Annotated in this window: 17 protein-coding genes and 1 pseudogene; all 18 read left to right on the forward strand. The window is 73.1% G+C overall.

The annotated features are described in order from the left end of the window. A pseudogene (locus ABD998_RS09085) lies at positions 1 to 966 on the forward strand (hypothetical protein); the annotation flags it as partial. Between the two features lie 147 nt (positions 967 to 1,113). Beyond that, complete coding sequence (locus ABD998_RS09090) at positions 1,114 to 1,866, forward strand: DUF5819 family protein (protein WP_345438277.1); 753 nt, start codon at positions 1,114 to 1,116, stop codon at positions 1,864 to 1,866. Then, positions 1,863 to 3,041, forward strand: a complete 1,179-nt coding sequence (locus ABD998_RS09095) for an HTTM domain-containing protein (protein ID WP_345438280.1) — start codon at positions 1,863 to 1,865, stop codon at positions 3,039 to 3,041. The genes ABD998_RS09090 and ABD998_RS09095 overlap by 4 nt, the downstream gene beginning before the upstream one ends. Before the next feature lie 3 nt (positions 3,042 to 3,044). Next, on the forward strand, positions 3,045 to 3,776 hold the full coding sequence (locus ABD998_RS09100; protein ID WP_345438282.1) for a DUF5819 family protein: 732 nt from the start codon (positions 3,045 to 3,047) through the stop codon (positions 3,774 to 3,776). Next, positions 3,773 to 4,930: a hypothetical protein gene (locus ABD998_RS09105; protein WP_345438284.1), complete on the forward strand. Its 1,158-nt coding sequence runs from the start codon at positions 3,773 to 3,775 to the stop codon at positions 4,928 to 4,930. The genes ABD998_RS09100 and ABD998_RS09105 overlap by 4 nt, the downstream gene beginning before the upstream one ends. A 291-nt stretch (positions 4,931 to 5,221) precedes the next feature. Then, positions 5,222 to 7,279, forward strand: coding sequence for an acyl-CoA dehydrogenase family protein (locus ABD998_RS09110; protein WP_345438286.1), 2,058 nt, complete (start codon positions 5,222 to 5,224; stop codon positions 7,277 to 7,279). Positions 7,280 to 7,436: 157 nt separating this feature from the next. Next, complete coding sequence (gene idi / locus ABD998_RS09115) at positions 7,437 to 7,985, forward strand: isopentenyl-diphosphate Delta-isomerase (protein ID WP_345438288.1); 549 nt, start codon at positions 7,437 to 7,439, stop codon at positions 7,983 to 7,985. After that, positions 7,982 to 9,031: a polyprenyl synthetase family protein gene (locus tag ABD998_RS09120; RefSeq protein WP_345438290.1), complete on the forward strand. Its 1,050-nt coding sequence runs from the start codon at positions 7,982 to 7,984 to the stop codon at positions 9,029 to 9,031. Before idi ends, ABD998_RS09120 begins: the two co-directional genes overlap by 4 nt. Further along, positions 9,028 to 9,900, forward strand: coding sequence for a phytoene/squalene synthase family protein (locus ABD998_RS09125; protein ID WP_345438292.1), 873 nt, complete (start codon positions 9,028 to 9,030; stop codon positions 9,898 to 9,900). The genes ABD998_RS09120 and ABD998_RS09125 overlap by 4 nt, the downstream gene beginning before the upstream one ends. Next, positions 9,897 to 11,456, forward strand: coding sequence for a phytoene desaturase family protein (crtI, locus tag ABD998_RS09130; protein ID WP_345438294.1), 1,560 nt, complete (start codon positions 9,897 to 9,899; stop codon positions 11,454 to 11,456). The genes ABD998_RS09125 and crtI overlap by 4 nt, the downstream gene beginning before the upstream one ends. Beyond that, positions 11,453 to 11,776, forward strand: a complete 324-nt coding sequence (locus ABD998_RS09135; RefSeq protein WP_345438296.1) for a lycopene cyclase domain-containing protein — start codon at positions 11,453 to 11,455, stop codon at positions 11,774 to 11,776. The genes crtI and ABD998_RS09135 overlap by 4 nt, the downstream gene beginning before the upstream one ends. Beyond that, positions 11,773 to 12,096, forward strand: coding sequence for a lycopene cyclase domain-containing protein (locus ABD998_RS09140; protein ID WP_345438299.1), 324 nt, complete (start codon positions 11,773 to 11,775; stop codon positions 12,094 to 12,096). The genes ABD998_RS09135 and ABD998_RS09140 overlap by 4 nt, the downstream gene beginning before the upstream one ends. Next, positions 12,093 to 12,953, forward strand: a complete 861-nt coding sequence (locus tag ABD998_RS09145) for a prenyltransferase (RefSeq protein ID WP_345438301.1) — start codon at positions 12,093 to 12,095, stop codon at positions 12,951 to 12,953. The genes ABD998_RS09140 and ABD998_RS09145 overlap by 4 nt, the downstream gene beginning before the upstream one ends. Before the next feature lie 13 nt (positions 12,954 to 12,966). Beyond that, positions 12,967 to 14,148, forward strand: coding sequence for a ferrochelatase (locus ABD998_RS09150; RefSeq protein WP_345438303.1), 1,182 nt, complete (start codon positions 12,967 to 12,969; stop codon positions 14,146 to 14,148). Positions 14,149 to 14,287: 139 nt separating this feature from the next. Beyond that, positions 14,288 to 20,407, forward strand: a complete 6,120-nt coding sequence (locus ABD998_RS09155) for an Ig-like domain-containing protein (protein WP_345438305.1) — start codon at positions 14,288 to 14,290, stop codon at positions 20,405 to 20,407. 27 nt (positions 20,408 to 20,434) lie between these two features. Continuing rightward, on the forward strand, positions 20,435 to 21,397 hold the full coding sequence (locus tag ABD998_RS09160) for an AAA family ATPase (protein ID WP_345438308.1): 963 nt from the start codon (positions 20,435 to 20,437) through the stop codon (positions 21,395 to 21,397). Further along, positions 21,394 to 22,656 (forward strand): DUF58 domain-containing protein, encoded by a 1,263-nt coding sequence (locus ABD998_RS09165; RefSeq protein ID WP_345438310.1) that lies wholly within the window; start codon positions 21,394 to 21,396, stop codon positions 22,654 to 22,656. The genes ABD998_RS09160 and ABD998_RS09165 overlap by 4 nt, the downstream gene beginning before the upstream one ends. Further along, positions 22,653 to 24,986 carry a transglutaminase-like domain-containing protein gene (locus ABD998_RS09170; protein WP_345438312.1) on the forward strand — a complete coding sequence of 778 codons (2,334 nt, stop codon included), beginning with the start codon at positions 22,653 to 22,655 and terminating at the stop codon, positions 24,984 to 24,986. The genes ABD998_RS09165 and ABD998_RS09170 overlap by 4 nt, the downstream gene beginning before the upstream one ends. Position 24,987 lies beyond the last annotated feature (1 nt).

The raw sequence follows: 24,987 nt of genomic DNA on the forward strand, positions 1-24,987 counted from the left end.
ACCTCGGCGGCGAACGCGAACGCGTCGGCTGCTGCGGCTGCGGCGTCGAACGCGGACTCGTCGACGGACGCCTCGGCTGAGGCCGCGGCGAACGCGGACGCGGATGCGACCGCCACGGCGACGGCTGATGCTGACGCGACGGCTTCGGCTGACGCTGATGCGACGGCTTCGGCTGACGCTGATGCGACGGCTGCAGCCACGGCTGACGCGGACGCGACGGCTGCTGCGGACGCGACGGCTGACGCCACGGCCACGGCTGACGCCACCGCTGACGCGACGGCCACGGCTGATGCGGATGCGACGGCCACGGCAGACGCTGACGCCACGGCCACGGCCACGGCCACGGCTACGGCTACGGCTGACGCGGACGCGACGGCTGCTGCGGACAGCGCTGCCACGGCGACGGCCACCGCCGACGCGGACAACGAGGCGGACAGCTCGGCTGCGGCGGACAGCGCCGCGACGGCAGACAGCGACTCGACGTCCGACGCAGACTCGGCTTCGGACAGCGACTCGGCTTCGGACACCGACGCCACGGCTTCGGCCGATGCGAACGCGAGCTCGAGCGCCGACGGCATCCAGCTCTCGATCGAGCTGGAGCACGAGCGCCGCACGGCCGGGCAGGTGCAGATCGCGTACGGTCACGGCTTCGAGCCGGGCGAGACGGTGACGGGTACCCAGTACTCGACGCCCACCGACCTCGGCACGCAGGTGGCCGACGCGAACGGCGACGTGCTCTTCACGTGGACGATCGCGAACGGGACGCCTCTCGGCGACCACCGCGTCGAGCTCGTGGGTGCCGAGTCGGGCGCTGTCGACGCCACCTTCGAGGTCTACGCCAAGGCCGGCGCGCTCGCGCCGACGGGCGGAGACACCACGCTCCAGCTCGGCGCCCTCGCGGCGGCGATGCTGTTCGGCGGTGCGGCCATCTGGCTCGCCATCCGCCGACGCGGAGCCGGCGTCTGATCCCAGACGCGAGACACCCGGTGCTCCGGGCGGGCGACCGCCCGGAGCACCGGGTAGCCTTCTGAAATACCGACTGTGCCCCGGTGATGATCTCACCGGGGCACACTCGGTTCGCAGGAACCCCAGTCCGTGCGAAGAGAGAGCGACGTGCCAGAGAAGACCGTTCCCCGTCGGCGCGTGTACACCCGCGTCGTCATGATCGTCGCCGTGCTCTTCACGGCGTGGCACGTGTTCGCATCGTTCCTCTGGATCGCACCCTGGTCGCCGCTGCGCGAGGTCGTGCCGCAGAAGGCGCTCTCCGGCTACATGCTCCCGATCTTCGGCCAGTCGTGGAGCGTGTTCGCGCCCGAGCCCATCAACGGCGACTACCGCTTCGAGGTGCGCGCGATCGTCGACGGCGAGGAGACGGAGTGGGTGAGCGCCTCCGACGTCGAGCTGTCGATGATCCGGTACAACCTCTTCACCCCGCGGGCGGGCATCCAGGCGATGGACGTGTCCAGCCAGTTCAAGGGCGCCTGGGCCGACCTCGACGAGGAGCAGCAGGGCGTCGCCGAGCTCAACTACTTCAAGGACGACTGGGAGGCGCGCATGACCGAGGCGATGAACGCCTACGGCGACGACCCCCAGCTCGTGTCCGACTACGTCGCGCAGGAGCACCGCGCGACCGCCTACGCGACGCAGGTGGCCCTCGCGATCTGGGGCGACGACGTCGAGCGCGTGCAGTTCCAGGCCACCCGCCAGAACGTCATCCCCTTCGCCGATCGCCACGACCCGGAGGCCGAGCGTCCGGATGTCCAGTACTCGCCGACCGGGTGGCGCGGTCTCGTCGTCGAGGAGGGGCAGTCGCAGGAGGCGTTCGCCGACGTCTTCCGCGCCCAGTGGGAGAGGATCTCCGGATGAGCGCCCGCCGCGCCCCCTCCGCCCTCCTCTCCGAGGCGGGCGGCCTCGTCGCCCGCGCGCCCCGCGCCGTCGCGACGCTCGTCGCCGAGCTGCTCCGTGTGCTGGGCGACGTCGTCCGCCGCGCGTGGCTGTTCGGCGAGTCCTGGCTGCTCGACTCGAAGAAGTCGCTCTACGGTCTCGCCGTCACCCGCATCCTGTTCGGCCTCACGGGCGTCGGCCTGCTGCTGTCGAACTTCTCCACGCGTCTCTACACGTTCGGTTCGGGCTCGGCCTGGAACGGCGAGGCGGCGGAGCCGGTGAGCGACTTCCCGAAGATCTGGCTGTTCGGCCTGTTCGACGCTGTCCGCCTCGACGACACGCTGTTCACGCTGCTCTACCTGGGGCTCCTCGTGCTCGCCGTCATGGTGACGATCGGATGGCGCGTGAAGATCGTGCTCCCGGTCTACTTCGTCCTCTGGGTGAGCTTCATCGAGATGAACGACGCCGTGGGCGACCAGGGCGACAACATGTACCGGATCGTCCTGCTGCTCCTGCTCTTCGCCGATCCGGCCGCGCGGTGGTCGCTCGACGCGCGACGACGCGCGAAGACGGGGTTCCGGACCATCCTGCCCGTCGAGATCAGCACCCTGCTGCACAACCTCGTGCTCGTCGCGATGACCGCGCAGGTCGTGTTCGTCTACGCCTCGGGGGGGCTGTACAAGGCCGGAGGCGACCCCTGGTCGGGGGGATACGCCGTCTACGCGCCGCTCATGACCGAGCGGTTCGGCACCTGGCCCGTGCTCAGCGACCTCGTCACGGCGTGGGGCCCGATGGTGACGATCGCGAGCTGGGGGTCGATCATCCTCCAGATCGCGTTCCCGTTCATGCTCCTCACGCGCCCGACCCGCATCATCGCGCTCATCGGCATCATGAGCTTCCACATCGGCATCGGCGTGCTCATGGGCCTGCCGTGGTTCTCGCTCGCCATGATCGGCATCGACTTCATCTTCATCCGCGACCGGTCGTGGCAGCACCTCGCGTGGGCGGTCCGGCGCGCCTTCGCGAAAGACCCCTCCGCCCTCTCGGAGCCCGTCGGCGACCCGTCGGCGGATGATCGGCCCGTGGAGGACGCGGACACCGCCGCTCCGGTGCTCGCGCCGGCGGCGTCGACCAAGAAGATCCGGGTCGCTCGCTGACCCATGAGACCGCACCCGCGCACTCTCCGCCGCACCGTCGTCGCCGTCCTCACGGCGTTCGCCGCCTGGCACATCCTCACGACCTTCCTCTGGGCCGCGCCCGCAGCCCCCGAGCGCGATGCGGCGCCGGGAGGCATCCTCGCGTCGTCCATCCAGCCCCTGTTCGACCAGGACGCCGCGGCCTTCGCCGCGGCCGGCGCTCCCGTCCGGGTCGATGTCCGCGCCGCGCTCGAGGCAGGCGAGGGCGATGCCGCCGAGATCACCGGATGGGTCGCGGCATCGGAGGTCGAGCTGTCGACGGCGAGCGGCATCGCGGTGCCACGGTCGGCGGCGCTCGCGGCTTCGGCGGGTCGAGATCTCCTCGACGCGTGGCTGGCGCTCTCCGACGCGCAGCGTCAGACGGCGGCGCTCAACTGGTTCCGAGATGGCTGGGACTCCCGGCTCGCCGACGGGCTCGGCGAGGACGATGCGGCGCGCGCCTACCTCGATGCGGACGAAACGCTCACGGCGTATGCGACGCAGGTGGCGGCGGCCGTGTGGGGGGAGGACGTCGCCCGCGTGCAGTTCCACGTGACGACCGAGCCCTCTGCCGCGGATCGCGGCGACCAGGCCGCGAGCACGGGGACGGGCCTCGCGAGCGAGACCGGATGGCGCGGACTCGTCGTGCGCGCGGGGCAGGACCCCGTGGCATTCGCCGACGCGTTCTGCGGCGCCCCTGAGAAGGTGTGCGGATGACCGCCGCGGGCAGCGCACCCGGAGCAGGGCGCGTGCTCGGTGCGCCGCGCGTGCTCGGGCGGTTCGCCGGACGCGGAGCGGCGCTTCTCGTCGCGGGTCTCGCCCGCATCGCGGGAGAGGTGTTCGCGGCCGGCGAGGCCTGGCTCGTCGACCGCCGGCACGCCCTGACCGGGCTCGCCGTCGCGCGCATCCTGCTCGCCGTCGCAAGTCTCGGCACGCTCCTCACCGACATCGCGAGCCGCGGATACGCGCGCGGTGCTGCCTCGGCGTGGACGGGCGATCCGTTCCTCGGCGACGCGCCGCTCGCGCTGCTCTTCCTGATCGGCGGCGTCGCCGCGGCCGCCGCGCTCCTCGGATGGCGCACCCGCATCGCCGTGCCGGTCCTCGTCGTCGTGCTGACGGTGCTCGCCGGGTTCGGGCGGACCGCGGCCGCTCCCGTCGACGATCCGCTCCGCATCGCGCTGCTCTGGCTCGCGTTCGCGGACTCGGGCGCGCGGCTCTCGCTCGACGCGCGGCGGCGGGCCGTCGCGCCTTCCGCCGCTTCGCGTCTCGTGCGCATCGTGCAGGGCGAGCCCTTCGCACCGGCCTGGCTCGCGAACACCGTGCACAACCTCGCGGTCGTGCTGATCGCCGCCCAGCTCTGCCTGCTGTCGACGGCCGCGGGGCTGCATCAGGCGGGCGGCGCCGCCTGGCGCGACGGGACGGCGATCGCCGCGTTCCTGTACACGCCGCTGTTCCAGACGTCCCCGTGGCTGAGCGATGTGCTCACGGCGTGGGCTCCTGGTGTCATGGTCGCGACGTGGGGGCTCCTTCTTCTGCAGGTGGCGTTCCCGTTCCTGCTGCTGTCGGCCGCAACCCGCCCCCTCGCGATCGCGCTCGCGATCGTGTCGCTCGCCGTCGTGGGAGTCGCGATGGCGCTGCCCTGGTATGCGCTCGCGGTGCTGGCGACGATCGCCGTGTTCGTGCCCGACGACGCGTACTCCGCCTTCGGGCGCGGGGCGGCTGCGCTGTGGCGCGCGAGCGGAGGGCGCGGCGACGCGGCGCCCGCGGGCAGCTCCCCGCCCGCGGCCACGGCGGGGTCCGTGGCGGAGGAGTCCGCCGCCGCACCCGTGCCGACGTCACGGCGCGCGCGCCGCGAGTCAGCTGGCCTCTGACTCCGGCGCCGGCCTCTGGCGGCGACGGCCGGCTTCGCCAGTGCGGATGTAGGTCAGAAGCGCCTGATACGCCTACATCCGCACTGGCGAGTGGACGGCTGGCCTACATCCGCACTGGCGAGTGGGTGCGGGTGCGGTGCGGTGCACATCCGCACTGGCGAGTGGGTGCCACGTCGCCGGGCGTCCGACTGTCTCCGCCGGACAACCCGGCCCCGTCGCGAACCGCGCCGGGGCTGTGCCGCGTGGACAAACATCCGCCCGCGCCCTCGGCCGCGGCCTAGCGTGAGCGTCATGGTCGACACCGCCGTCAGCACTGCCCCGTCCGCCTCCCGCACCTCCGCCGCCGGCGCCGATGCGCGCATCGACGTGCCCGCCGTCACCGACCTCCTCCTCGGGACGTGGAAGGAGATCCGGCTCGAGGCGCGCGAGATGATCGCGGACTCCGCGTTCTGGCGCATCGACGGGCTCAGCCACCACGCGCATCGCGAGCGCGTGCTCGACCAGACCCGGCTCCTCGCGCAGCACGGTGCGGGCGGGCGCGCCTACCCCGTCGAGTACGGCGGCATGGCCACGAACGGCGGCAACCTCGCCGGCTTCGAGGAGCTCGTGCTGGCCGACCCGAGCCTGCAGATCAAGTCGGGTGTGCAGTGGGGGCTCTTCGGCAGCGCCGTCTACCAGCTCGGCACGAAGTCCCATCACGACCGCTGGCTGCGCGACATCATGGACCTCCGCATCCTCGGCGCGTTCGCCATGACCGAGACGGGGCACGGATCGGACGTCGCCGCCATCGGCACGACCGCGACCTACGACCCCGAGACGGAGGAGTTCGTCATCCACACGCCGTTCCGAGGCGCGTGGAAGGACTACCTCGGCAACGCCGCCGTGCACGCGACGGCCGCGACCGTGTTCGCGCAGCTCATCTCGCGCGGCGTGAACTACGGCGTGCACTGCTTCTTCGTGCCCATCCGCGACGCGAACGGCGTCTTCCTTCCGGGCGTCGGAGGGCAGGACGACGGCGTCAAGGGCGGCCTCAACGGCGTCGACAACGGCCGCCTGCACTTCGACCGGGTGCGCGTGCCGCGCGAGAACCTGCTCAACCGCTACGGCGACGTCGCGGCCGACGGCACGTACTCCAGCCCCATCGCGAGCCCCGGGCGCCGATTCTTCACGATGCTCGGCGCGCTCGTGCAGGGTCGCGTCTCCCTCGACGGCGCGGCGACATGGGCATCCGGCCTGGCCCTCAAGATCGCCATCACCTACGGCAACCAGCGTCGTCAGTTCGACAACGGAGCCGGCGAGACGGTGCTCCTCGACTACGCCAAGCACCGCCGCCGGCTGCTCCCGCTCCTCGCGACGACCTACGCCCAGGCGTTCGCGCATGACGAGCTGCTCGTCAAGTTCGACGGCGTCTTCGGAGGGACAGCCGACACCGATGACAACAGGCAGGACCTCGAGACGCTCGCGGCAGCGCTCAAGCCGCTGTCGACCTGGCACGCGCTCGCGACCATCCAGGAGAGCCGCGAGGCGTGCGGCGGCGCGGGCTACCTCGCCGAGAACCGGCTCGTCACGCTTCACCAGGACCTCGACGTCTACGTGACGTTCGAGGGCGACAACAACGTGCTGCTGCAGCTCGTCGGCAAGCGCCTGCTGGGAGACTACGCCGCCCAGTTCAAGGGCAAGGACGCCCGCGCGCTCGCGGCGTTCGCGGTGGGCGAGACGGCGGACAAGATCTTCCACGGCGCGGGCCTTCGCCAGCTCGGCCAGGCGTTCGCCGACCTCGGCTCGACCGCGCGGTCGGTCGAGCACGGGCTGCGCGCCGACGACCAGCAGCAGCTCCTCACCGAGCGGGTGCAGCGTATGGTCGCCGACGTCGCGACGCGCCTGCGGCCCTCCGCGAAGATGTCGCCAGCCGATGCCGCGGCGCTCTTCGACGAGAACCAGGTCGAGCTGCTCGAGGCGGCGCGCGCTCACGGCGAGCTGCTGCAGTGGGAGGCGTTCACCGATGCCCTCGGCCGCGTCGACGACGCGGGAACGCGGCAGGTGCTGACGTGGCTGCGCGACCTGTTCGGCCTCGGCCTCATCGAGAAGCACCTCGCGTGGCATCTGCTGAACGGGCGGCTCTCGACGCAGCGCGCAGCCGCCGTCTCCCGCTACATCGACCGGCTGTGCGCGCGGCTGCGCCCGCATGCGCAGGATCTCGTCGACGCCTTCGGGTTCGCGCCCGAGCACGTCCGCGCCCCCCTCGCCTCGGGCGCCGAGCAGGACCGGCAGGATGAGGCCGCCGCCTACGTCGCCGCCCTCGCTGCGAGCGGAGACGCCCCCGTGCGGGAGCGCAAGCCCGCCCGCTGACCTCAGCGCGCTCCTGTGGTGGCGCATCGTGCGTGGACAGCTCGGACGAAGAGGCCCCGGTCATCCGACCGGGGCCTCTTCGGCGTGTCCGGAGACCCGGACTGGAAATTAGGAGTCCTAGTAGCTAGCTTGGATAGCAACAAGGACGGAGAGCGATATGGATCGGATCTCGGAGCGAGTGGTGCTTCTCGACGAGGACGGCGCCCCTGCCGGCGTCGCGGACAAGGCGACGGTGCACCACGCGTCGACGCCGCTCCACCTCGCCTTCTCCTGCCATGTGCGCGACGAGGAGGGTCGCCTCCTCCTCACGCGTCGCGCCCTCGGCAAGAAGGCCTGGCCAGGCACCTGGACGAACGCGTTCTGCGGACATCCGCAGCCCTTCGAGCCCGTCCCCGACGCCGTCGCCCGGCGCGGCCGCGACGAGCTCGGCCTCGAGCTGCGCGAGCTGCGACTCGTCCTGCCCGACTTCCGTTACCGCGCGGTCGACGCCTCTGGCATCGTCGAGAACGAGATCTGCCCCGTCTACACCGCCGTCGCCGCGGGGCCCGTCCACCCCGATCCCGACGAGGTCATGGACCTCGAGTGGGTGCATCCCGACGACCTCGCCGCAGCCCTCGCTGCGACCCCGTGGGCGTTCAGCCCGTGGCTCGTGCTGCAGGCCCGCGAGCTGTCCGAGACGACGGCCCGGTGGGAGGCGGTGACATGACCATGAGCGAGCTCACCCGCCGCGACGCCGTCGACTCCGTGCTCGACGGGTTCTTCGCGACCCGCATCGCGCGCGCCCAGGCGCTCGGCGGTCAGAGCGCGCTCCTGTGGCGGCGGGTCGCGGCATCGACCCAGGGTGGCAAGCGGGTGCGTCCCCGCCTCGTGCTCGCCGCCCACGACGCGCTCGGCGGAGACGACCACCGCTCGGCAGCCATCGCGGCCGCGGCCTTCGAGGTCCTCCACACGGCCCTCCTCCTGCACGACGACGTCCTCGACGGCGACCTCGTGCGCCGCGGCCGGCCGAACCTCGCCGGCGAGTTCGCGGCCGCCGCGCTCGATGCGGGACTCGGGCCGGATGCGGCGACCGCGTGGGGCGAGGCGTCGGGCCTCCTCGCCGGCGACCTCCTTCTGAGCGGCGTGCACACGCTGCTCGCCGGGATCGAGTCGCCCGCACGCGCGGACATCCACGAGATCGTCGACGAGTGCCTGCTGCAGACGGCGGCCGGCGAGCACGCCGACGTCGGCTTCGCGCTCGGAGCCGTCGAGGCGCGCTCGGCCGACATCGCGCGCATGATGGAGCAGAAGACCGCCGCCTACTCGTTCTCGGCGCCGCTGCGCACGGGCGCGGCGCTCGCAGGAGGCGGCGCCGATCTCGACGCGGCGCTCGACCGCATCGGCGCCGACCTCGGCTTCCTCTACCAGCTCCGCGACGACGTCCTCGGCGTCTTCGGCGTGGAGCACCGCACCGGAAAGACCGCGATGGGCGACCTGCGCGAGGGCAAGCGGACGCTCCTCATCGCCTTCGCCGCGGAGCACCCCGCCTGGCGCGCGGTCGAGCACCTCTTCGGGCGTCGCGCCCTCGAGCCGGACGACGCCGACCGCCTGCGCGCCGCGCTCGTCGCATCCGGTGCAGCAGGCGAGATCGAGCGCCTCATCGTCGAGCAGCGCGAACAGGTCGAGGCGGGCATCCGCGCGGCGGGCCTGCCCGCCCCGCTCGCCGCGGAGCTCGGCGAGCTCGCGCGGCTGTGCGCGGAGCGGGACGCATGACGGCCTCGACCGGGCTCGATCTCTACACCCGCACGGCGAGGGCGTCGTCGGCGCGCGTCATCGGCGCGTACTCGACGTCGTTCGGGATGGCCAGCCGGCTCCTTCCCCGCGACGTGCGCACGCACGTGGCCGACGTGTACGCCCTGGTCCGAGTCGCGGACGAGATCGTCGACGGCCCCGCCGAGGAGGCGGGGCTCGCCGTCACCCGCAAGCGCGAGCTCGTCGACCGGCTGGAGGCGGAGACGATCGCCGCGATGTCGAGCGGCTTCAGCGCCAACCTCGTCGTGCACGCCTTCGCCGTGACGGCGCGCGAGACGGGCATCGACGCCGCGCTCGTCCGGCCGTTCTTCGCATCGATGCGGGTCGACGCCGACGGTGTCGCCGAATTCGACGACGCCGCCTACCGGTCGTACATCCACGGCTCGGCCGAGGTCGTGGGGTCCATGTGCCTGCGCGCGTTCGCGGGCGAGGGACGGGGCATCCGCCTCGACGACGAGCTCGAGGAGGGGGCGCGCCGACTGGGAGCGGCGTTCCAGAAGGTGAACTTCCTGCGCGACCTCGCCGACGACTGCGACCGCCTCGGCCGCACCTATCTGCCCGGGGTCGACCCCGCGCGCTTCACGGACGACGACAAGATCGCGGTCGTGGACGAGATCGATGCCGACCTCGCGGTCGCGCGCACGGCCATCGTGCGGCTGCCGCCCGGCGGACGCCGCGCGACGGCGGCCGCCGCCGGCCTGTTCGGCCGGCTCAACGCGCGGCTGCGGGCGACGCCCGCCGCGGAGCTGCGCCGACGCCGCGTGTCGGTCCCGCGCGCGGAGAAGCTGCGGATACTCGCATCCGCCGCGATGGGGAGGGTGCCGGCATGACCGCACAGCGTCGCGTCGTCGTCATCGGCGGCGGCATCTCGGGGCTCGCCACGGCGGCCCTCCTCGCACGCGAGGGGCACGACGTCGAGCTCGTCGAAGCGCGCACCGAGCTCGGCGGCCGCGCCGGCCGCTGGCGCGCGCACGGCTTCACCTTCGATACGGGGCCGTCGTGGTACCTCATGCCGGAGGTGTTCGACCACTTCTTCCGCCTCCTCGGCACCTCGTCGGCCGACGAGCTCGACCTCGTCGAGCTCGACCCCGCGTACCGCGTCTACTTCGAGGGCGACGCCGAGCCGTTCGACCTGCCGGCGGAGGGCGCTCGCGACGCGCTCGTGTCGCTCGACCCGGGTTCCGCCGACGCCCTCGACGCGTACCTCGCGTCCGCGGAGGAGACGTACGGGCTCGCGACGGGGACCTTCCTCTACAGCACCTACGAGTCCCTGCGCCCGCTGATCACCCGCGAGACGCTGCGCGGGCTGCCGACGCTCGCCCGCCTGCTCGCCGAGCCGCTCGACCGCTTCATCGGCCGGCACTCCGCCGACCGGCGCGTGCAGCAGGTGCTCGGCTACCCCGCCGTCTTCCTCGGCACGTCGCCCGCTGCCGCACCCAGCATGTACCACCTCATGAGCCATCTCGACGTGGGTCAGGGCGTGCTCTACCCCCGCGGGGGGTTCGGCGCCGTGATCGACGCCATCGCCCGTCTCGCCGAGCGCGAGGGGGTCCGCATCCGCACGTCGTCTCCGGCGCGCCGCATCATCGTGGCGGATGGCGCGGCGACGGGGGTCGAGATCGACGGGCCGGACGGCCGGGAGCTGCTGCCGGCCGACGTCGTCGTCTCGAGCGCAGACCTGCACGTCACGGAGAGCCGCCTGCTCGCGCCGGAGCACCGCACCCGCAGTGCGGCGTGGTGGGATCGCCGCGATCCCGGCCCCGGCGCTGTGCTCGCGCTGCTCGGCGTCCGCGGCGAGCTCCCCGAGCTCGCCCACCACACGCTGTTCTTCACGCGCGACTGGGAGGAGGGCTTCGACGCGATCTACGGCGACGCCCCGCGCATCCCCGATCCCGCGTCGCTCTACGTCTGCCGCCCGAGCGCGACCGACGACGTCGCGCCGGACGGGCACGAGAACCTCTTCGTCCTCATCCCCGTCCCCGCCGACACGGGGATCGGCGCGGGCGGCGAGGACGGCACGGGCGACGCGGCCGTCGAGCGCGCGGTCGACGCCGCGATCGACCAGATCGCCGGATGGGCGGGCGTGCCCGACCTGCGCGAGCGCATCGTCGTGCGGCGGAGCATCGGCCCCGCCGACTTCGAGCGCGACTTCGGCGCGTGGCGCGGCGGTGCGCTCGGGCCCGCCCACACGCTCCGCCAGAGTGCGTTCCTGCGCGGCGCGAACGCCTCGTCGCGTGTCGACGGACTCCTCTACGCGGGAGCCACGACCATCCCCGGGATCGGCCTGCCGATGTGCCTCATCAGCGCGGAGCTCGTCGTGAAGCGCCTGCGCGGAGACGTCTCGGCGGGCCCGCTGCCGGAGCCCGTCGCGAGTGCCGGCGCATGAGCGTCGTCTACCTCGCCTGCCTGCTCGTGTCGCTCGCGGGCGTCGTCCTCCTCGATCTGCGGCACCGGCTGTTCCTCGGCCGCGACCCCGTCGCCGCGCTCGCGGTCCTCGGCGTGGGGCTGGTGTTCTTCCTCGCCTGGGACGCCGCGGGCATCGCCCTGGGCATCTTCTTCCGCGCCGAGACGGCGTTCATGACGGGGATCGTGCTCGCGCCGGAGCTGCCCCTCGAGGAGCCCGTGTTCCTCCTGTTCCTCTGCGAGCTCGCCATGGTGCTCTACACCGGCGCCGTGCGCCTGCTCTCCCGGAGGCGCACCGCATGACCTACCCGCTGCTGTGCGCGATCTTCGTCGGCGCCGCCCTCCTCGCGGCGCTGCTCCTCGCGCGCCGTGCCCGCGTGCGGATGGCCGCGGCCGTGATCGCCGCGTCCGCGCTCGTCCTCCTCACCGCCGTCTTCGACAACGTCATGATCGCCGCCGGCCTGTTCGCCTACGACGACGGCCTCATCTCCGGTCTCCGCATCGGCGCGGCGCCCGTGGAGGACTTCGCGTACCCGCTCGCAGCGGCCATCCTGCTGCCCTCCGTGTGGGTCGCGATCCGCGCCCGCCGCGGGGCGCCGGACGCGGGGGAGGAGACGCCGTGATCCGCGACCTCATCGCGGCCTCCCGCCCCCTCAGCTGGATCAACACGGCGTACCCGTTCGCGGCCGCGTACCTCCTCACCGCGCGCGAGGTCGATCTCGCCCTCGTCGTCGGCACCCTCTTCTTCCTCATCCCGTACAACCTCGCCATGTACGGCGTGAACGACGTCTTCGACTACGCGTCGGACCTCGCCAACCCGCGCAAGGGGGGCGTGGAGGGGGCCCTCCTCGACCCGCGCCGGCACCGCACGGTGCTCCTGGCGGCGGCGCTGTCGTGCCTGCCGTTCGTCGTCGCGCTCGTCGTGGTCGGTTCTCCCTGGTCGTGGCTCGTCCTCGCTGTCAGCCTCTTCGCCGTGCTCGCGTACTCGGCCCCGCCGTTCCGCTTCAAGGAGGTGCCCGTCCTCGACTCCGTCACCTCGAGCACGCACTTCGCGAGCCCCGCGCTCTACGGCATCGTGCTCGCGGGAGGGAGCCTCGACTCCGGCTCGGCCGCCGTGCTGTCGGCGTTCTTCCTCTGGGGTCTCGCGAGCCACGCCTTCGGCGCCGTGCAGGACGTCGTGCCCGATCGCGAGGGCGGCATCTCCTCCATCGCGACCGTGCTGGGCGCGCGCACGACGGTGCGCCTCGCGCTCGCCGCATGGACCGCCGCCGGCCTCCTCATGCTCACCACGGGCGTGCCGGGGGCCTGGGCGGCACTCCTCGCGCTGCCGTACCTGTGGGCCGCCGCGCCCTACGTCTCCGTCTCCGATGCCGACTCCCCGCGGGCCAACCGCGGATGGCGGCACTTCCTCTGGATCAACTACGCCTGCGGCTTCGTCGCGACGATGCTGCTCATCGTCTTCGCGATCGAGACCGCCTGACCCGGGAGCACCCATGAGCCCGACCGACACCCCCGTCGTCCCCTTCGCCTCGCCAGCCTCGCGCGACGGCTCACCGCACGTCACGCGCCCGCAGCGGTACGACGCGCTCCTGCTCGCCGGCTTCGGCGGACCCGAGGGGCAGGACGACGTCATCCCCTTCCTCCGCAACGTCACGCGCGGCCGCGGGATCCCCGACGAGCGGCTCGAGGAGGTCGCCCACCACTACCGGGCGTTCGGCGGCGTGAGCCCCATCAACGCCCAGAACAGGGCGCTCAAGGCCGCGCTCGAGGCCGAGATCGCGCGGCGCGGGCTCGAGCTCCCGGTCTACTGGGGCAACCGGAACTGGGCTCCGTACCTTACCGACGCGGTGGCCGAGGCCGCGGCCGACGGCCGCACGCGTCTCCTCGCGTTCGCGACGAGCGCCTACAGCTCCTATTCCAGCTGCCGGCAGTACCGGGAGGACTTCGCTCGCGTGCTCGACGAGACCGCGCTCGGCGAGACGGTGACCATCGACAAGATCCGCCAGTTCTTCGACCATCCCGGCTTCGTCGACGCCTTCGTCGCCGGCGTCGCCGACGCCGTGTCGTCGTTCCTCGACACGGAGCCGCCCTCCGCGGTGCGCGTGCTCTTCACGACGCACAGCATCCCCGTCGACGACGCCCGTCGGTCGGGCCCGAGCTCGCTCGGGCTGGGAGAGGGCGGCGCCTACGAGGCGCAGCACCGCGCGGTCGCCGACGCCGTCATGCGGCGCGTCGCCGAGCGCGACGCCCGCGCCGCCGACGTCGCGTGGGAGCTCGTCTTCCAGTCGCGCTCCGGCCCCGCCTCGCAGCCCTGGCTCGAGCCCGACATCTGCGATCGCATCGCGGAGCTGCCCGCGGAGGGCGTCTCGGCCGTCGCGATCGTGCCCGTCGGATTCGTGAGCGACCACATGGAGGTGCTGTGGGACCTCGACGAGGAGGCGCTCGCCGCGGCGGCCGAGGCCGGCCTGCGTGCCATCCGGACGCCGACCCCCGGTGTCGACCCCGGCTTCGTGGCGGGCATCGTCGACCTCGTGGAGGAGCGGATGGCCGCCGTCCCGGTCGACGAGCGCGCGCGGGAGACGGCACTCGGACCGTGGTTCGACGTCTGCCGCCCCGGCTGCTGCGAGAACGCCCGCCTCGGCTTCCGGCCCGCCGCCGCGGGAATCGCGCCCTGATCCCCTGACGGCACGGGCACCCCTGCCCATTCACCCGCATGGGCAGGGGAGGTGCCCGCGGGTACCCTGGACGACATGCCCGCGCGACGGTGAGTGCTCCGCGTCCGCGGCTGCGGAGCCCGGGGGGAGGCGCACACGGATGAAGGCGATGGCCTGGCTGCGTGCGCGTCCGAAGACGGCGGCGGGCGCCGCCGTCGTCACCGCCGCCACGGTCGCCATCGGCACCATGGCGTTCGCCTACGAGGGCAATCCGACGACCGAGGTCGAGCTGCACGACGGCAGCGTCTGGATCACGCGGTCGTCGAGCCTGCTCGTCGGGCACTTCAACCACGAGTCGCAGCTGCTCGACGGCAGCCTGCGCACGACGAGCGAGAAGTACGACATCCTGCAGGACGGCCAGGACGTGCTCGTGCTCGACGAGGCCGAGTCGGCCGTCGCCGCGGTCGACCCCGCGACCGTCGCCATGGGAGACCGCGTCGACCTGCCGGGCGGAGCGCAGGTGGCGCTCGGCGGAGGCATCGTCGCGGTGCTCGACGCGCAGTCCGGCGATCTGTACGCGATGCCGTTCCGCACCCTGTCGGGGTTCGACCCCGCAGACGCCGAGCCGGTCGCCGAGCTCGGCGAGGGCGCGGCCGTCACGGTGGGCGTCGACGGCACGGTGCACGCCGTGTCGCGCGACGCGGGGATCGTGACCGTCCCCATGACGGCAGACGGCGAGCCGGAGGACGCCGTCACGACGCCGATCGAGGTCGACGCCGGTGCGCCGCTGTCGATCACCGCCGTCGGCTCGCGCGCCGTCGCGCTCGACGGCGCCGACAGGACGCTGCTCGTCGACGACGGCACCGAGATCCCCCTCGGGAGCGTCGAGAGCCCCGTGCTGGCCGCCGACTCCGCGGCGGCCGGCGAGGTCGTCGTCGCGACGTCGGGATCCCTCCTCCGGGCGCCCCTCGACGGGTCCGACCCGACGGAGACCGCCAACGGCGCCGTCGCGGGCGCGCCCGCCCAGCCGGTCGTCCTCGGCGGCTGCGCGTACGGAGCGTGGGACGGTGCCGGCGTGTTCCTGCGCGACTGCGGCGGCGACGCGCAGGACCTGGCCACGGCCATCCCCGAGTACGAGCCGGATGGCGAGCTCGTCTTCCGCGTCAACCGCGACGTCGTCATGCTCAACGACGCCGTCGGCGGCGGAGCGTGGCTCGCGAGCGAGTCGATGCAGCGCGTCGACAACTGGGAGGAGCTCACCCCGCCCGACGACGGCGAGGAGGAGCAGGAGGACGACACCACGGAGGAGACCCTCGAGACGACGCTGCCGGAGCGCACGCAGGAGAACACGCCCCCCATCGCGGTCGACGACGCCTTCGGCGTGCGCGCGGGGCGCACGGTCATCATCCCCGTGCTCGACAACGACTCCGACGCCGACGGCGATGTCCTGACCATCACGCTGCCCGACGGCGTGCCCGATCTCGCCGACGTGCAGCTCATCCGCAACGGCACCGCGCTGCAGGTCGTCGTCCCGGAGGACGCGACGGGCGGCGGCAGGTTCGTGTACGAGGTCGACGACGGCCGGGGAGGCACCGACCGGGCAGAGGTGCGCCTCGACGTGCATCCGGCCTCGCAGAACGCCGCGCCCGATCAGCAGCGCGTCACGACCGTCGCGGTCGAGACCGGCGGCACCGTGACGTACGACATCATGCCGGACTGGCGCGACGCCGACGGCGACGACCTCTACCTCGCCGAGGTCACGCCCGCCCAGGGCGACGAGGCGACGTTCACGTCGGACGGCCGAATCACGTACCGCGCGATCTCCGGCGCGCAGGGGCCGGTCGAGGTCGAGGTCGTCGTCTCCGACGGCGAGTCGGCGGCATCCGGCACGCTCAAGCTCGACGTGCGCCCCACGGGCTCGACGCCTCCCGTGACCAACGCCGACCACGTGGTCGTGCGCCTCGGCCAGCAGGCGACCGTCTCGCCGCTCGCGAACGACATCTCCGCGAGCGTCGAGCCGCTGCGGCTGACCAAGGTCGACGAGGTCGAGGGGCTCACGATCACGCCGGCCTTCTCCGACAAGACGTTCACCGTGGAGGGGTCGGAGGTCGGCACGGAGTACGTGCAGTACCTCGCCGCATCGGGGGCCAACGCCGTGCCCGGCATCGTGCGCGTCGACGTCGTGCCCGACGAGGGCAGCGACCTGCCGCCCGTCGCGGTGCGCGACATCGCGCTGCTCCCCGCCGGCGGCGAGGTGCTCGCCAACGTCCTCGCGAACGACTCCGACCCCGCGGGCGGCGTGCTCGTCGTGCAGTCGGTGTCGGTGCCGGAGGACTCCGGGATCGCCGTCGCGGTGCTCGGCCACGAGACCCTGCGGATCACCGACCGCGCGCAGCTGCAGGAGCAGACCACCCTCACCTACCGGATGTCGAACGGCGCGCAGACGGTCGAGGGCCAGGTCGTCGTCTCGCCCATCCCCGCCGACGAGACGCTGCGGCCCCCGGTCGCCAACGACGACCTCGACGTCGTCGTCCGCGCGGGCGATGTCGTCACCGTGCCCGTGCTCGACAACGACTACCACCCGAACGGCGACGAGATCCACGTCGCCGACGACCTCGTGGAGGCGCCGGTCGACCCCGACGTCGGCACGGCGTTCGTCTCGAACGACACCGTGCGCTTCCGCGCGGGCACCGAGCCGCAGACCGTCGAGGCCGTCTACGAGGTCGTCGACTCGACGGGGCAGAGCGACGCGGGGCTCGTCCGGTTCGAGATCCTGCCGGTCGACGAGGAGGCCAACGAGGCCCCCAACCCGCTCGACGTGACGGTGCGGGCGCTGGCGGGCGAGCAGGCGACCGTGAGCATCCCGCTCGACGGCATCGATCCGGACGGCGACTCCGTCTCGCTCGTCGAGATCGCCTCGTCGCCGCAGCGCGGGCGCATCGAGGCCGTCGAGTCCGACCACTTCATCTACCGCGCCTACGACGACGCGGCGGGGCTCGACACCTTCACGTACCGGGTCCGCGACGCGCTCGGCGTCGAGGCGATCGGGACCATCCGCGTCGGCGTCGCCCCCGCCGAGACGGCGAACCAGGCGCCCTACGCCGTGACCGACGCGCTGCACGTGCGGCCCGGGCGCACGGTGGCCGTGCCCGTCGTCGCCAACGACGTCGACCCCGACGGCGAGACCCCGGGCCTCGTCGCCGACGGGCTGACGGTGCCCGACGTCGACGGGCTGTCGGCCGAGGTGGTCGACGGCGGGGCCGTGGAGGTGACGGCGCCCGACCGCGAGATGGAGACGGCCGTCCAGTACACGATCCAGGACTCCCACGGCGCGACGGCGCAGGGCGTGATCCAGATCACCGTCGACCCCGAGGTGCCGCTGCAGGCGCCCGTGGCGCAGGACGACTTCGTGCTCGCCGCCGACGTCACCGACGAGCTCACCGCCGAGGTCGACCTGTTCGCGAACGACTCCGACCCCGACGGCACGACCTCCTTCGCCGACGTCGCGGTCGACGGCGGCACGTTCGACGCCGCGGCGGGCATCCTCACCGTCGACGTCCTCGAGACCCGCCAGCTGATCGAGTACACCGTCACCGACGAGGACGGCCTGACGGGGACGGCGTACGTCCACGTGCCGGCGCAGGTGGACCTGCGGCCCGTGCTCCTCGACGCCGAGCCGCTCGTCGTCCCGAGCAACACCGCCGTGGAGATCCCGCTCGCCGACTACGTGAAGTCGATGACGGGTGCGCCCGTCATCCTCACCGACGCCGAGAAGGTGCAGGCCGGCAACAGCGACGGCTCCGCGCTCGTGCGCGATGAGACGACGCTCGTCTACACCTCTGCCTACCGCTACTCGGGCGCCGACGCGATCACGTTCGAGGTGACAGACGGCGAGTCGATCGACGACCCGGGCGGCGCCCGCGCGACCCTCACCATCCCCCTCACGGTGCTGCCGCCCGAGAACGAGCCGCCCGAGGTGACGAGCAGCGAGATGACGGCGGGCGCGGGCGACGGGCCGGTCTCGCTCGACCTCGCGACGCTCGCGAGCGACATCGACGGCGACGACCTGACCTTCGCGCTCGGCGGCATCGCCTCGGTCAGCGACGTCGAGCTCACGATCGACGGCTCGGTGCTCACGGTCGACGCCGGCCCCGACACGGCCGGCCTCGACCGCACGGTCGGGTTCACGGTGTCGGACGGCCGGAACGATCCCGTCGCGGGGGAGATCGCGGTCTCGATCACGGCGTCCTCGCGCCCCCTCCCCGTCGCGAACGACGACGTGTACGCGGAGTGGGATCAGGGCGAGGCGCTCACGGTCCCCGTCCTCGACAACGACGTCAACCCGTTCGAGGACGTCCCGCTCGAGCTGCTCTCGGCGACCCTCGAGACGGGCGAGGCCCAGGTCGAGGTCGAGGGCGACCAGGTCGTCGTGACTCCGGCGGGCGACTTCCACGGCACGGTCGTCGTGCGGTACCGGGTGGCCGACGCGACCGGTGCGCAGGACCGCATGGTCGAGGGCCGCATCCGGGTGACGGTCCAGGGCGTGCCGGGCACGCCGGGCAAGCCCACGGTCTCGAGCGTGCAGAGCCGCCAGGTCGCCCTCAGCTGGACGCCGCCGTCCGACAACGGCTCCGCCATCACGGAGTACCTCGTCTCGAGCGTCGACGGCGCGTACGAGCGGTCGTGCGCCGCGACGACGTGCACGCTCGACGGGCTCCAGAACAACGTCGAGTACCAGTTCACGGTCGTCGCCGTGAACGCCGTCGGCGCCTCGGAGGCGTCGCTCGCGAGCCAGGTGGCGCGGCCGGACGCGCGGCCCGACACGCCCCAGGCTCCGCAGATCACGGGCTTCGGCGACCGCAGCCTCGACATCCAGTGGAAGACGCCGTCGACGCCCGGATCGCCCGTGGAGAGCTACACGCTGGAGATCTCGCCCGCGCCGCCGAACGGCATCGCGACGAAGACGGGCGTCACGGGCAACGCCCTCACATGGGAGGGGCTGGAGAACGGCACGGCGTACCAGGTGCGCGTACGCGCCCACAACCTCGCTCCCGACCCCTCGTCGTGGAGCGCATGGTCGGCGACGAACATCCCCGCGACCGTGCCCGACGCTCCTGCGCAGCCGACCACCGCGATGGCGCAGCCGGTCGGCGACCAGGCCCGCCTCACGGTGTCGTGGACGAAGCCCGCGACCAACGGCGACGAGATCGACGGCTACCAGCTCCAGGTCATCCGCGGCGGCGAGGTCCTGCAGACGCTCCCCGTCGACGCCTCCCAGACGTCGCGGACGGTCGAGGTCGACACCTCGGAGACCGACTACACGTTCCAGGTGCAGGCGAAGAACAAGGCGGGATGGGGCGGCTGGAGCACCGCGTCGGAGCCGCGCCGCGCCTACACGGCGCCCGACGCGCCGACGGGCGTCACGGCGTCGACGCCGAACGAAGACGGCACGATCACCGTCACGTGGACGCCGTCGGACCGCAACGGCATCAAGGAGAGCGAGATCTCCTGGCAGTACGCGCTCAACGGCGGCGAGTGGAAGAGCACGTGGTCGGGAGCCGCGAACCCCGCAGGCTCCGTCATCGCCGCCGGCCTCTCGAACGGCTCGTCGTACACGGTGTCGGTGCGGGCCGTGTACGCCGCGAGCCTCACGCCCGGAGGAGGCGCGGGGACCGTCGCGAGCGCAGGGTCTGCCCCCTCGGCCGCCGCCATCCCCTACGGCGCCATCCGCACGCCGTCTGTGACCGCCGAGCGCGCGGGAGACGGCCGCGACATCCGCTTCACGTGGACGGCGCCGCAGCCGAACGGCCGCGACGTCGCGATGCAGATCCGCATCGACGGCGGCGCGTGGGAGGCGGTCGAGCCGACCGGATCGATGACGCGCTCGTACGGGTACTCCGAGACGCACACCATCGAGGCCCGCGCGACGACGGCGGAGGGCCAGGCCGCGGATTCGCCGAAAGCCGAGGCCACGACCATCCCGCAGGCGCGCGCCTGGACGACGCAGGCGCCCGACCAGAGCGCCAAGGACGAGAAGAACTGCAGCACCGACAACTGCGAGTACCTCATCCTCAACGTCGAGAACTTCCCCGCGGGCGACTACCGCGCATCGTGCAACTCGCCCGACGGGCCGTTCCGCGATGTCGGCGTCATCAGCATCCCCGCCAACGGGTCGATCTACGTCGGCTCGAACCCGCACTGCTACTACGGCACGGCCGGCAACAAGGTCTACGTCCACATCGAGGGATGGGGCGACGCCGAGGCCGTGGTCTGGCGCTGACCCCACCCCACCGAGGAGAACCCCCGCATGACGATGACCCCCGAGCAGGCGTCCTGGTTCCAGGAGACGTTCGAGCGCCTGGTCGACAACGTCGACCGCGCCCTCATGGGCAAGCGCGAGATCGTCGGCCTCGTCGTGTCGGCCATGCTCGCCGAGGGCCACGTGCTCCTCGAGGATGCCCCGGGCACGGGCAAGACGAGCCTCGCGAAGGCGCTCGCGGCGACGGTGCAGGGCACGTCGAACCGCATCCAGTTCACGCCCGACCTGCTGCCGTCCGACGTGACGGGCGTGACCATCTACGACCAGCAGGAGCACCGCTTCGAGTTCCACCGCGGGCCCGTGTTCGCCTCGATCGTCCTCGCCGACGAGATCAACCGCGCGAGCCCGAAGACGCAGTCGGCCCTGCTGGAGGTGATGGAGGAGTCGCGCGTCACGGTGGACGGCGTCGCCCACGAGGTGGGGCGACCCTTCCTCGTCATCGCGACGCAGAACCCCATCGAGCAGGCCGGGACCTACAAGCTCCCCGAGGCGCAGCTCGACCGCTTCCTCGTGAAGACCTCGATCGGCTATCCGACGGTCGAGGTGACCGAGCGCATCCTCGCGGGATCCGCCGACCGCAACCCCGCGGCGTCGCTCTCCGCCATCATCACGACGGGCGCGGTCGCCGACATGGCCGACCTCGCGTCGACGGCGCACATCGAGGCGAGCGTGCTGCGGTACGCCGCAGAGCTCGCGGAGGCGACGCGCGAGGACCCCGACACGATGCTCGGGGTCTCCGTGCGCGGCGCGCTCGCGATCGTGCGCCTCGCGAAGGTGCGCGCGGCATCGCTCGGCCGGCACTACGTCGTCCCCGACGACGTCAAGGCGCTCGTCGGCCCCGTGTGGACGCACCGCATCGTGCTCGACCCCGAGGCGGAGTTCTCCGGGGCGACGGCCGCGCGCGTCATCTCGCGCGTCGTCTCGCAGGTGGCCGCCCCGCAGGTGCGATGACGACCGAGGACGCGACGACGAGCACGCCGGACGAGCCGGTCGAGCGCACGGGCTGGACAGCCGCCGGGCGCCGTGCCGCGGTGCTCGCGCTCGCTGCGGCGCGCGCCGTCGCGGGCGTCGTGCGGCCGCTCGCGTGGATCCTCCTCGCCGCCGCCGTCGTGCTGGGCGTGCTCGGGACGGTCTACGGATGGCGGGAGGTGCGCACGATCGCCGTCGTGCTGGCCGCGACGCTCGTGCTGTCCGTGCTGTTCCTCTTCGGCCGCACCTCGTACGCCGTCGAACTCGACCTGACACGCACGCGCGTCGTCGTGGGGGAGCGCGCCGTCGGGGCGCTGCGACTCGCGAACACGGGGACGCGGCGCATCCTGCCGTCGCGCATCGTGCTGCCGGTCGGCTCGGGGCGCGGCGTCTTCGGCGTGCGCCAGCTCGCCCCCGGCGACAGCATCGAGGAGCTCTTCTCCATCCCGACGCAGAAGCGGGCCGTCCTGGCGGTCGGCCCCGTGAGCATCGTGCGCGGCGACCCGTTCGGGCTGTACGAGCGCGTCGACCGGCGCGACGAGCCCGTGCCGCTCTACGTGCACCCGCGCACCGTGCGGCTCGAGGGGCAGTCGATCGGGTTCGTCCGCGATCTCGAGGGGATGGAGACGCGCGACCTCGCGCGCGACGACATCGCGTTCCACGCGCTCTCCGAGTACCAGCCGGGCGACGACCTCCGCCACGTGCACTGGCGCTCGACGGCGCGCACCGGCACCCTCATGATGCGCACGTACGAGCAGACCCGGCGGTCGCACTTCGTCATCGGCCTGTCCACCGCGACGGCCGACTACGCCGGCGAGGCGGAGTTCGAGACCGCCGTCTCGGCGGCGGCGTCGCTGGGCCTGCGCGCCCTGCGGGATGCGTTCCACGTCGAGGCGCGCGTGCCCGCCGGCCCCCTGAGGGCCGACTCCGGCCGACAGCTCCTCGACTCCCTGTCGGGCGTCGACGGCACCCGGTCGCGCGAGGGCCGCGTGGCCGACCTCGCCGGATCCGTTGCGGCCTCCGCCCCGCTCGCGAGCGTCGTCGTCCTCGTGTGCGGCGGCGGCGCCGCTCCCGCGGATCTGCGCGACGCCGTCTCGCGGCTCCCCGCGGGCGCGCGCACGCTCGCCGTCGTCGTCTCGGCCGATGCGGAGACGGGGCGGCGCCGCATCGGCGACACCGACGTGCTGACGATCGCCGAGCTCGACGACCTGCCGCGCGCCCTGCGGAAGGCACTGGGATGATGCGGGACCCGGGCGGATGGCCGCGGCGCGCGCTCGATCTCGGAGCGGCGCTGCTGCTCCTGCTGGTGCCCGTCATCGGCTTCGGCCCCACCTTCGAAGGGCTCTCCTCCCTGCCCGCCGCAGCGGGAGGGCTCGTGCTCGGGCTCGCGATCGCGACGGCCGGGGCCATCCGGCGCTGGAGCGTGCTGCTCGTCGCGGCCGTCGTCGTCGCGGCGTACTTCGTCTTCGGCGGTGCGCTCGCGCTCGGGCACACCGCGATCGGCGGCGTGGTCCCGACGCTCGAGACCCTGCGGCAGCTCGCGGCCGGCGTCATCACGGCGTGGAAGTCGCTCCTCACCTCGGTCGCGCCGGTCGCCGCGGAGGACGGGCACCTCATCGTGCCGTTCATCCTCTCCCTCGTGTTCGCCACCGTGACGGCGAGCCTGGCGCTGCGCGTCGAGCAGGCGGCGTGGACGCTCGTGCCGGCCGGCGCCTTCCTCGTCCTGCAGATCGCCCTCGGAACGGTCGATCCCGCCGCGCCTCTCGTGCAGGGAGCGCTGTTCGCCGTCGCCGCGGTGGCGTGGCTCTCGGTGCGGGCGGCGCTCGCTCCCGAGCAGGGCGCAGCCGTCGCGGCGACGCCCGAGGAGGGCGGGGGAGCGGACGGCCGATACGCGCTCGTGCGGCGGCTCGCCGCGGGCGGCGCCGTGCTCGCGGTCGCCGTCGGCGCCGGGGCGGTCTCGCTCGCCGCCACCCCTGCGGACGAGACCCGCGCGGTGCTCCGCGAGGTGATCATCCCGCCCTTCGACGTGCGCCAGTACCCGAGTCCGCTGCAGTCGTTCCGCAAGTACGTGCGCGACTACGACGAGGACCCGCTCCTCACCGTGACGGGGCTCCCGGCGGGAGCCCGCGTGCGGCTCGCCACCATGGACGCGTACACGGGCGTCGTGTACGACGTCGCGGAGTCGTCGAGCGACTTCACGCCGCTGCGGTCGAACATGGCCGAGGGCGCGGAGGGTCAGCAGGCGACGATCGGCTTCGAGATCGAGGGATACGAGGGGCCGTGGCTGCCCGATGCGGGCGCCGTCGACAGCATCGCGTTCACAGGCGACCGCGGCGACGACCTGCGCCGGGGCGCGTACTACAACGACCGGACCGACACGGCGGTCGTGCGCGACGGGCTGCGCGAGGGCGACGCCTACACGATCGACACCGTGCTGCCCACGGCGACGGCCGACACGGTCGCGGCCGACGACGTCTTCGCCGACGTCGAGATCCCGACCGCGGAGGATGTGCCGGGGGACCTCGCGGAGATCGCCGCGGACGCCGTCGTCGCCGCGACGACGCCCATCGACACGGTGCTCGCCCTGGAGGCGTTCCTCTCCGAGTCCGGCGCCTTCAGCCACGGCCTCGAGGGCGAGGTGGTCTCGCGTGCGGGGCACGGCTCGCAGCGCATCGCGGCCCTCGTGGGCGCGACGCAGATGGTGGGCGACGACGAGCAGTACGCCGTCGCGATGGCCCTCATGGCGGGCGAGCTCGGCATCCCCGCGCGCGTCGTGATGGGCTTCCATCCCGACGAGGACGCCGCGGCGTCCGACCCGTACCTCGTGACCGGCGAGGATGTCCACGCCTGGGTGGAGGTCGCGTTCCGCGGCGCCGGGTGGGTCGCGTTCGACCCCACGCCCCCCGAGGACCAGGTGCCGAACGACCAGACGACGAAGCCGCGCAGCGATCCGAAGCCCCAGGTGCTGCAGCCGCCGCCTCCGCCGCAGGAGCCGGCAGAGCTGCCGCCTCTCGTCCCCGACGAGCGCAAGACCGACGATCCGGAGGAGCCGGACGACGGCTCGCTCGCCATCGTGCTCGTGGCGGGCGGCATCGGGCTCGGGACGATCCTCGTGCTGCTCTCCCCGCTCATCGTGATCGGCGCCCTCAAGGCGGCGCGCCGGCGGAGACGCCGCCAGGCCGAGAAGGCGTCCGATCGGATCAGCGGCGGATGGGACGAGCTGCGCGACCGCGCGGTCGACTTCCGCGCGTTCCCCGTCGACGCGCCGCGCGGGCGCACGCGCGTGGAGGAGGCCGCCGTGCTCACGGAGGCGCTCGACGACACGCGCGTCGACGCGCTCGCCGTCCGCGCCGACGCCGAGGTGTTCGGCCCTGGCGACCCCCGCCCCGACGACGTGGAGGCGTTCTGGGCGGAGGTCGACGCCCTCGTGGGCGGCATGAAGGGCGGGTCGTCGCCGTGGCGGAGGCTGCGTGCACGGCTGAGCCTGCGCTCGCTGCGTCGTCCGGGAGGATGGCAGGACAGGATCCGCGCGCGTCGCGCCGCTCGCGCGCGGGGACGGAAGGATGGGTGAC

Origin of the sequence: Microbacterium gilvum (assembly GCF_039543865.1) — a bacterium.
Classification (GTDB): Bacteria; Actinomycetota; Actinomycetes; order Actinomycetales; family Microbacteriaceae; genus Microbacterium; species Microbacterium gilvum.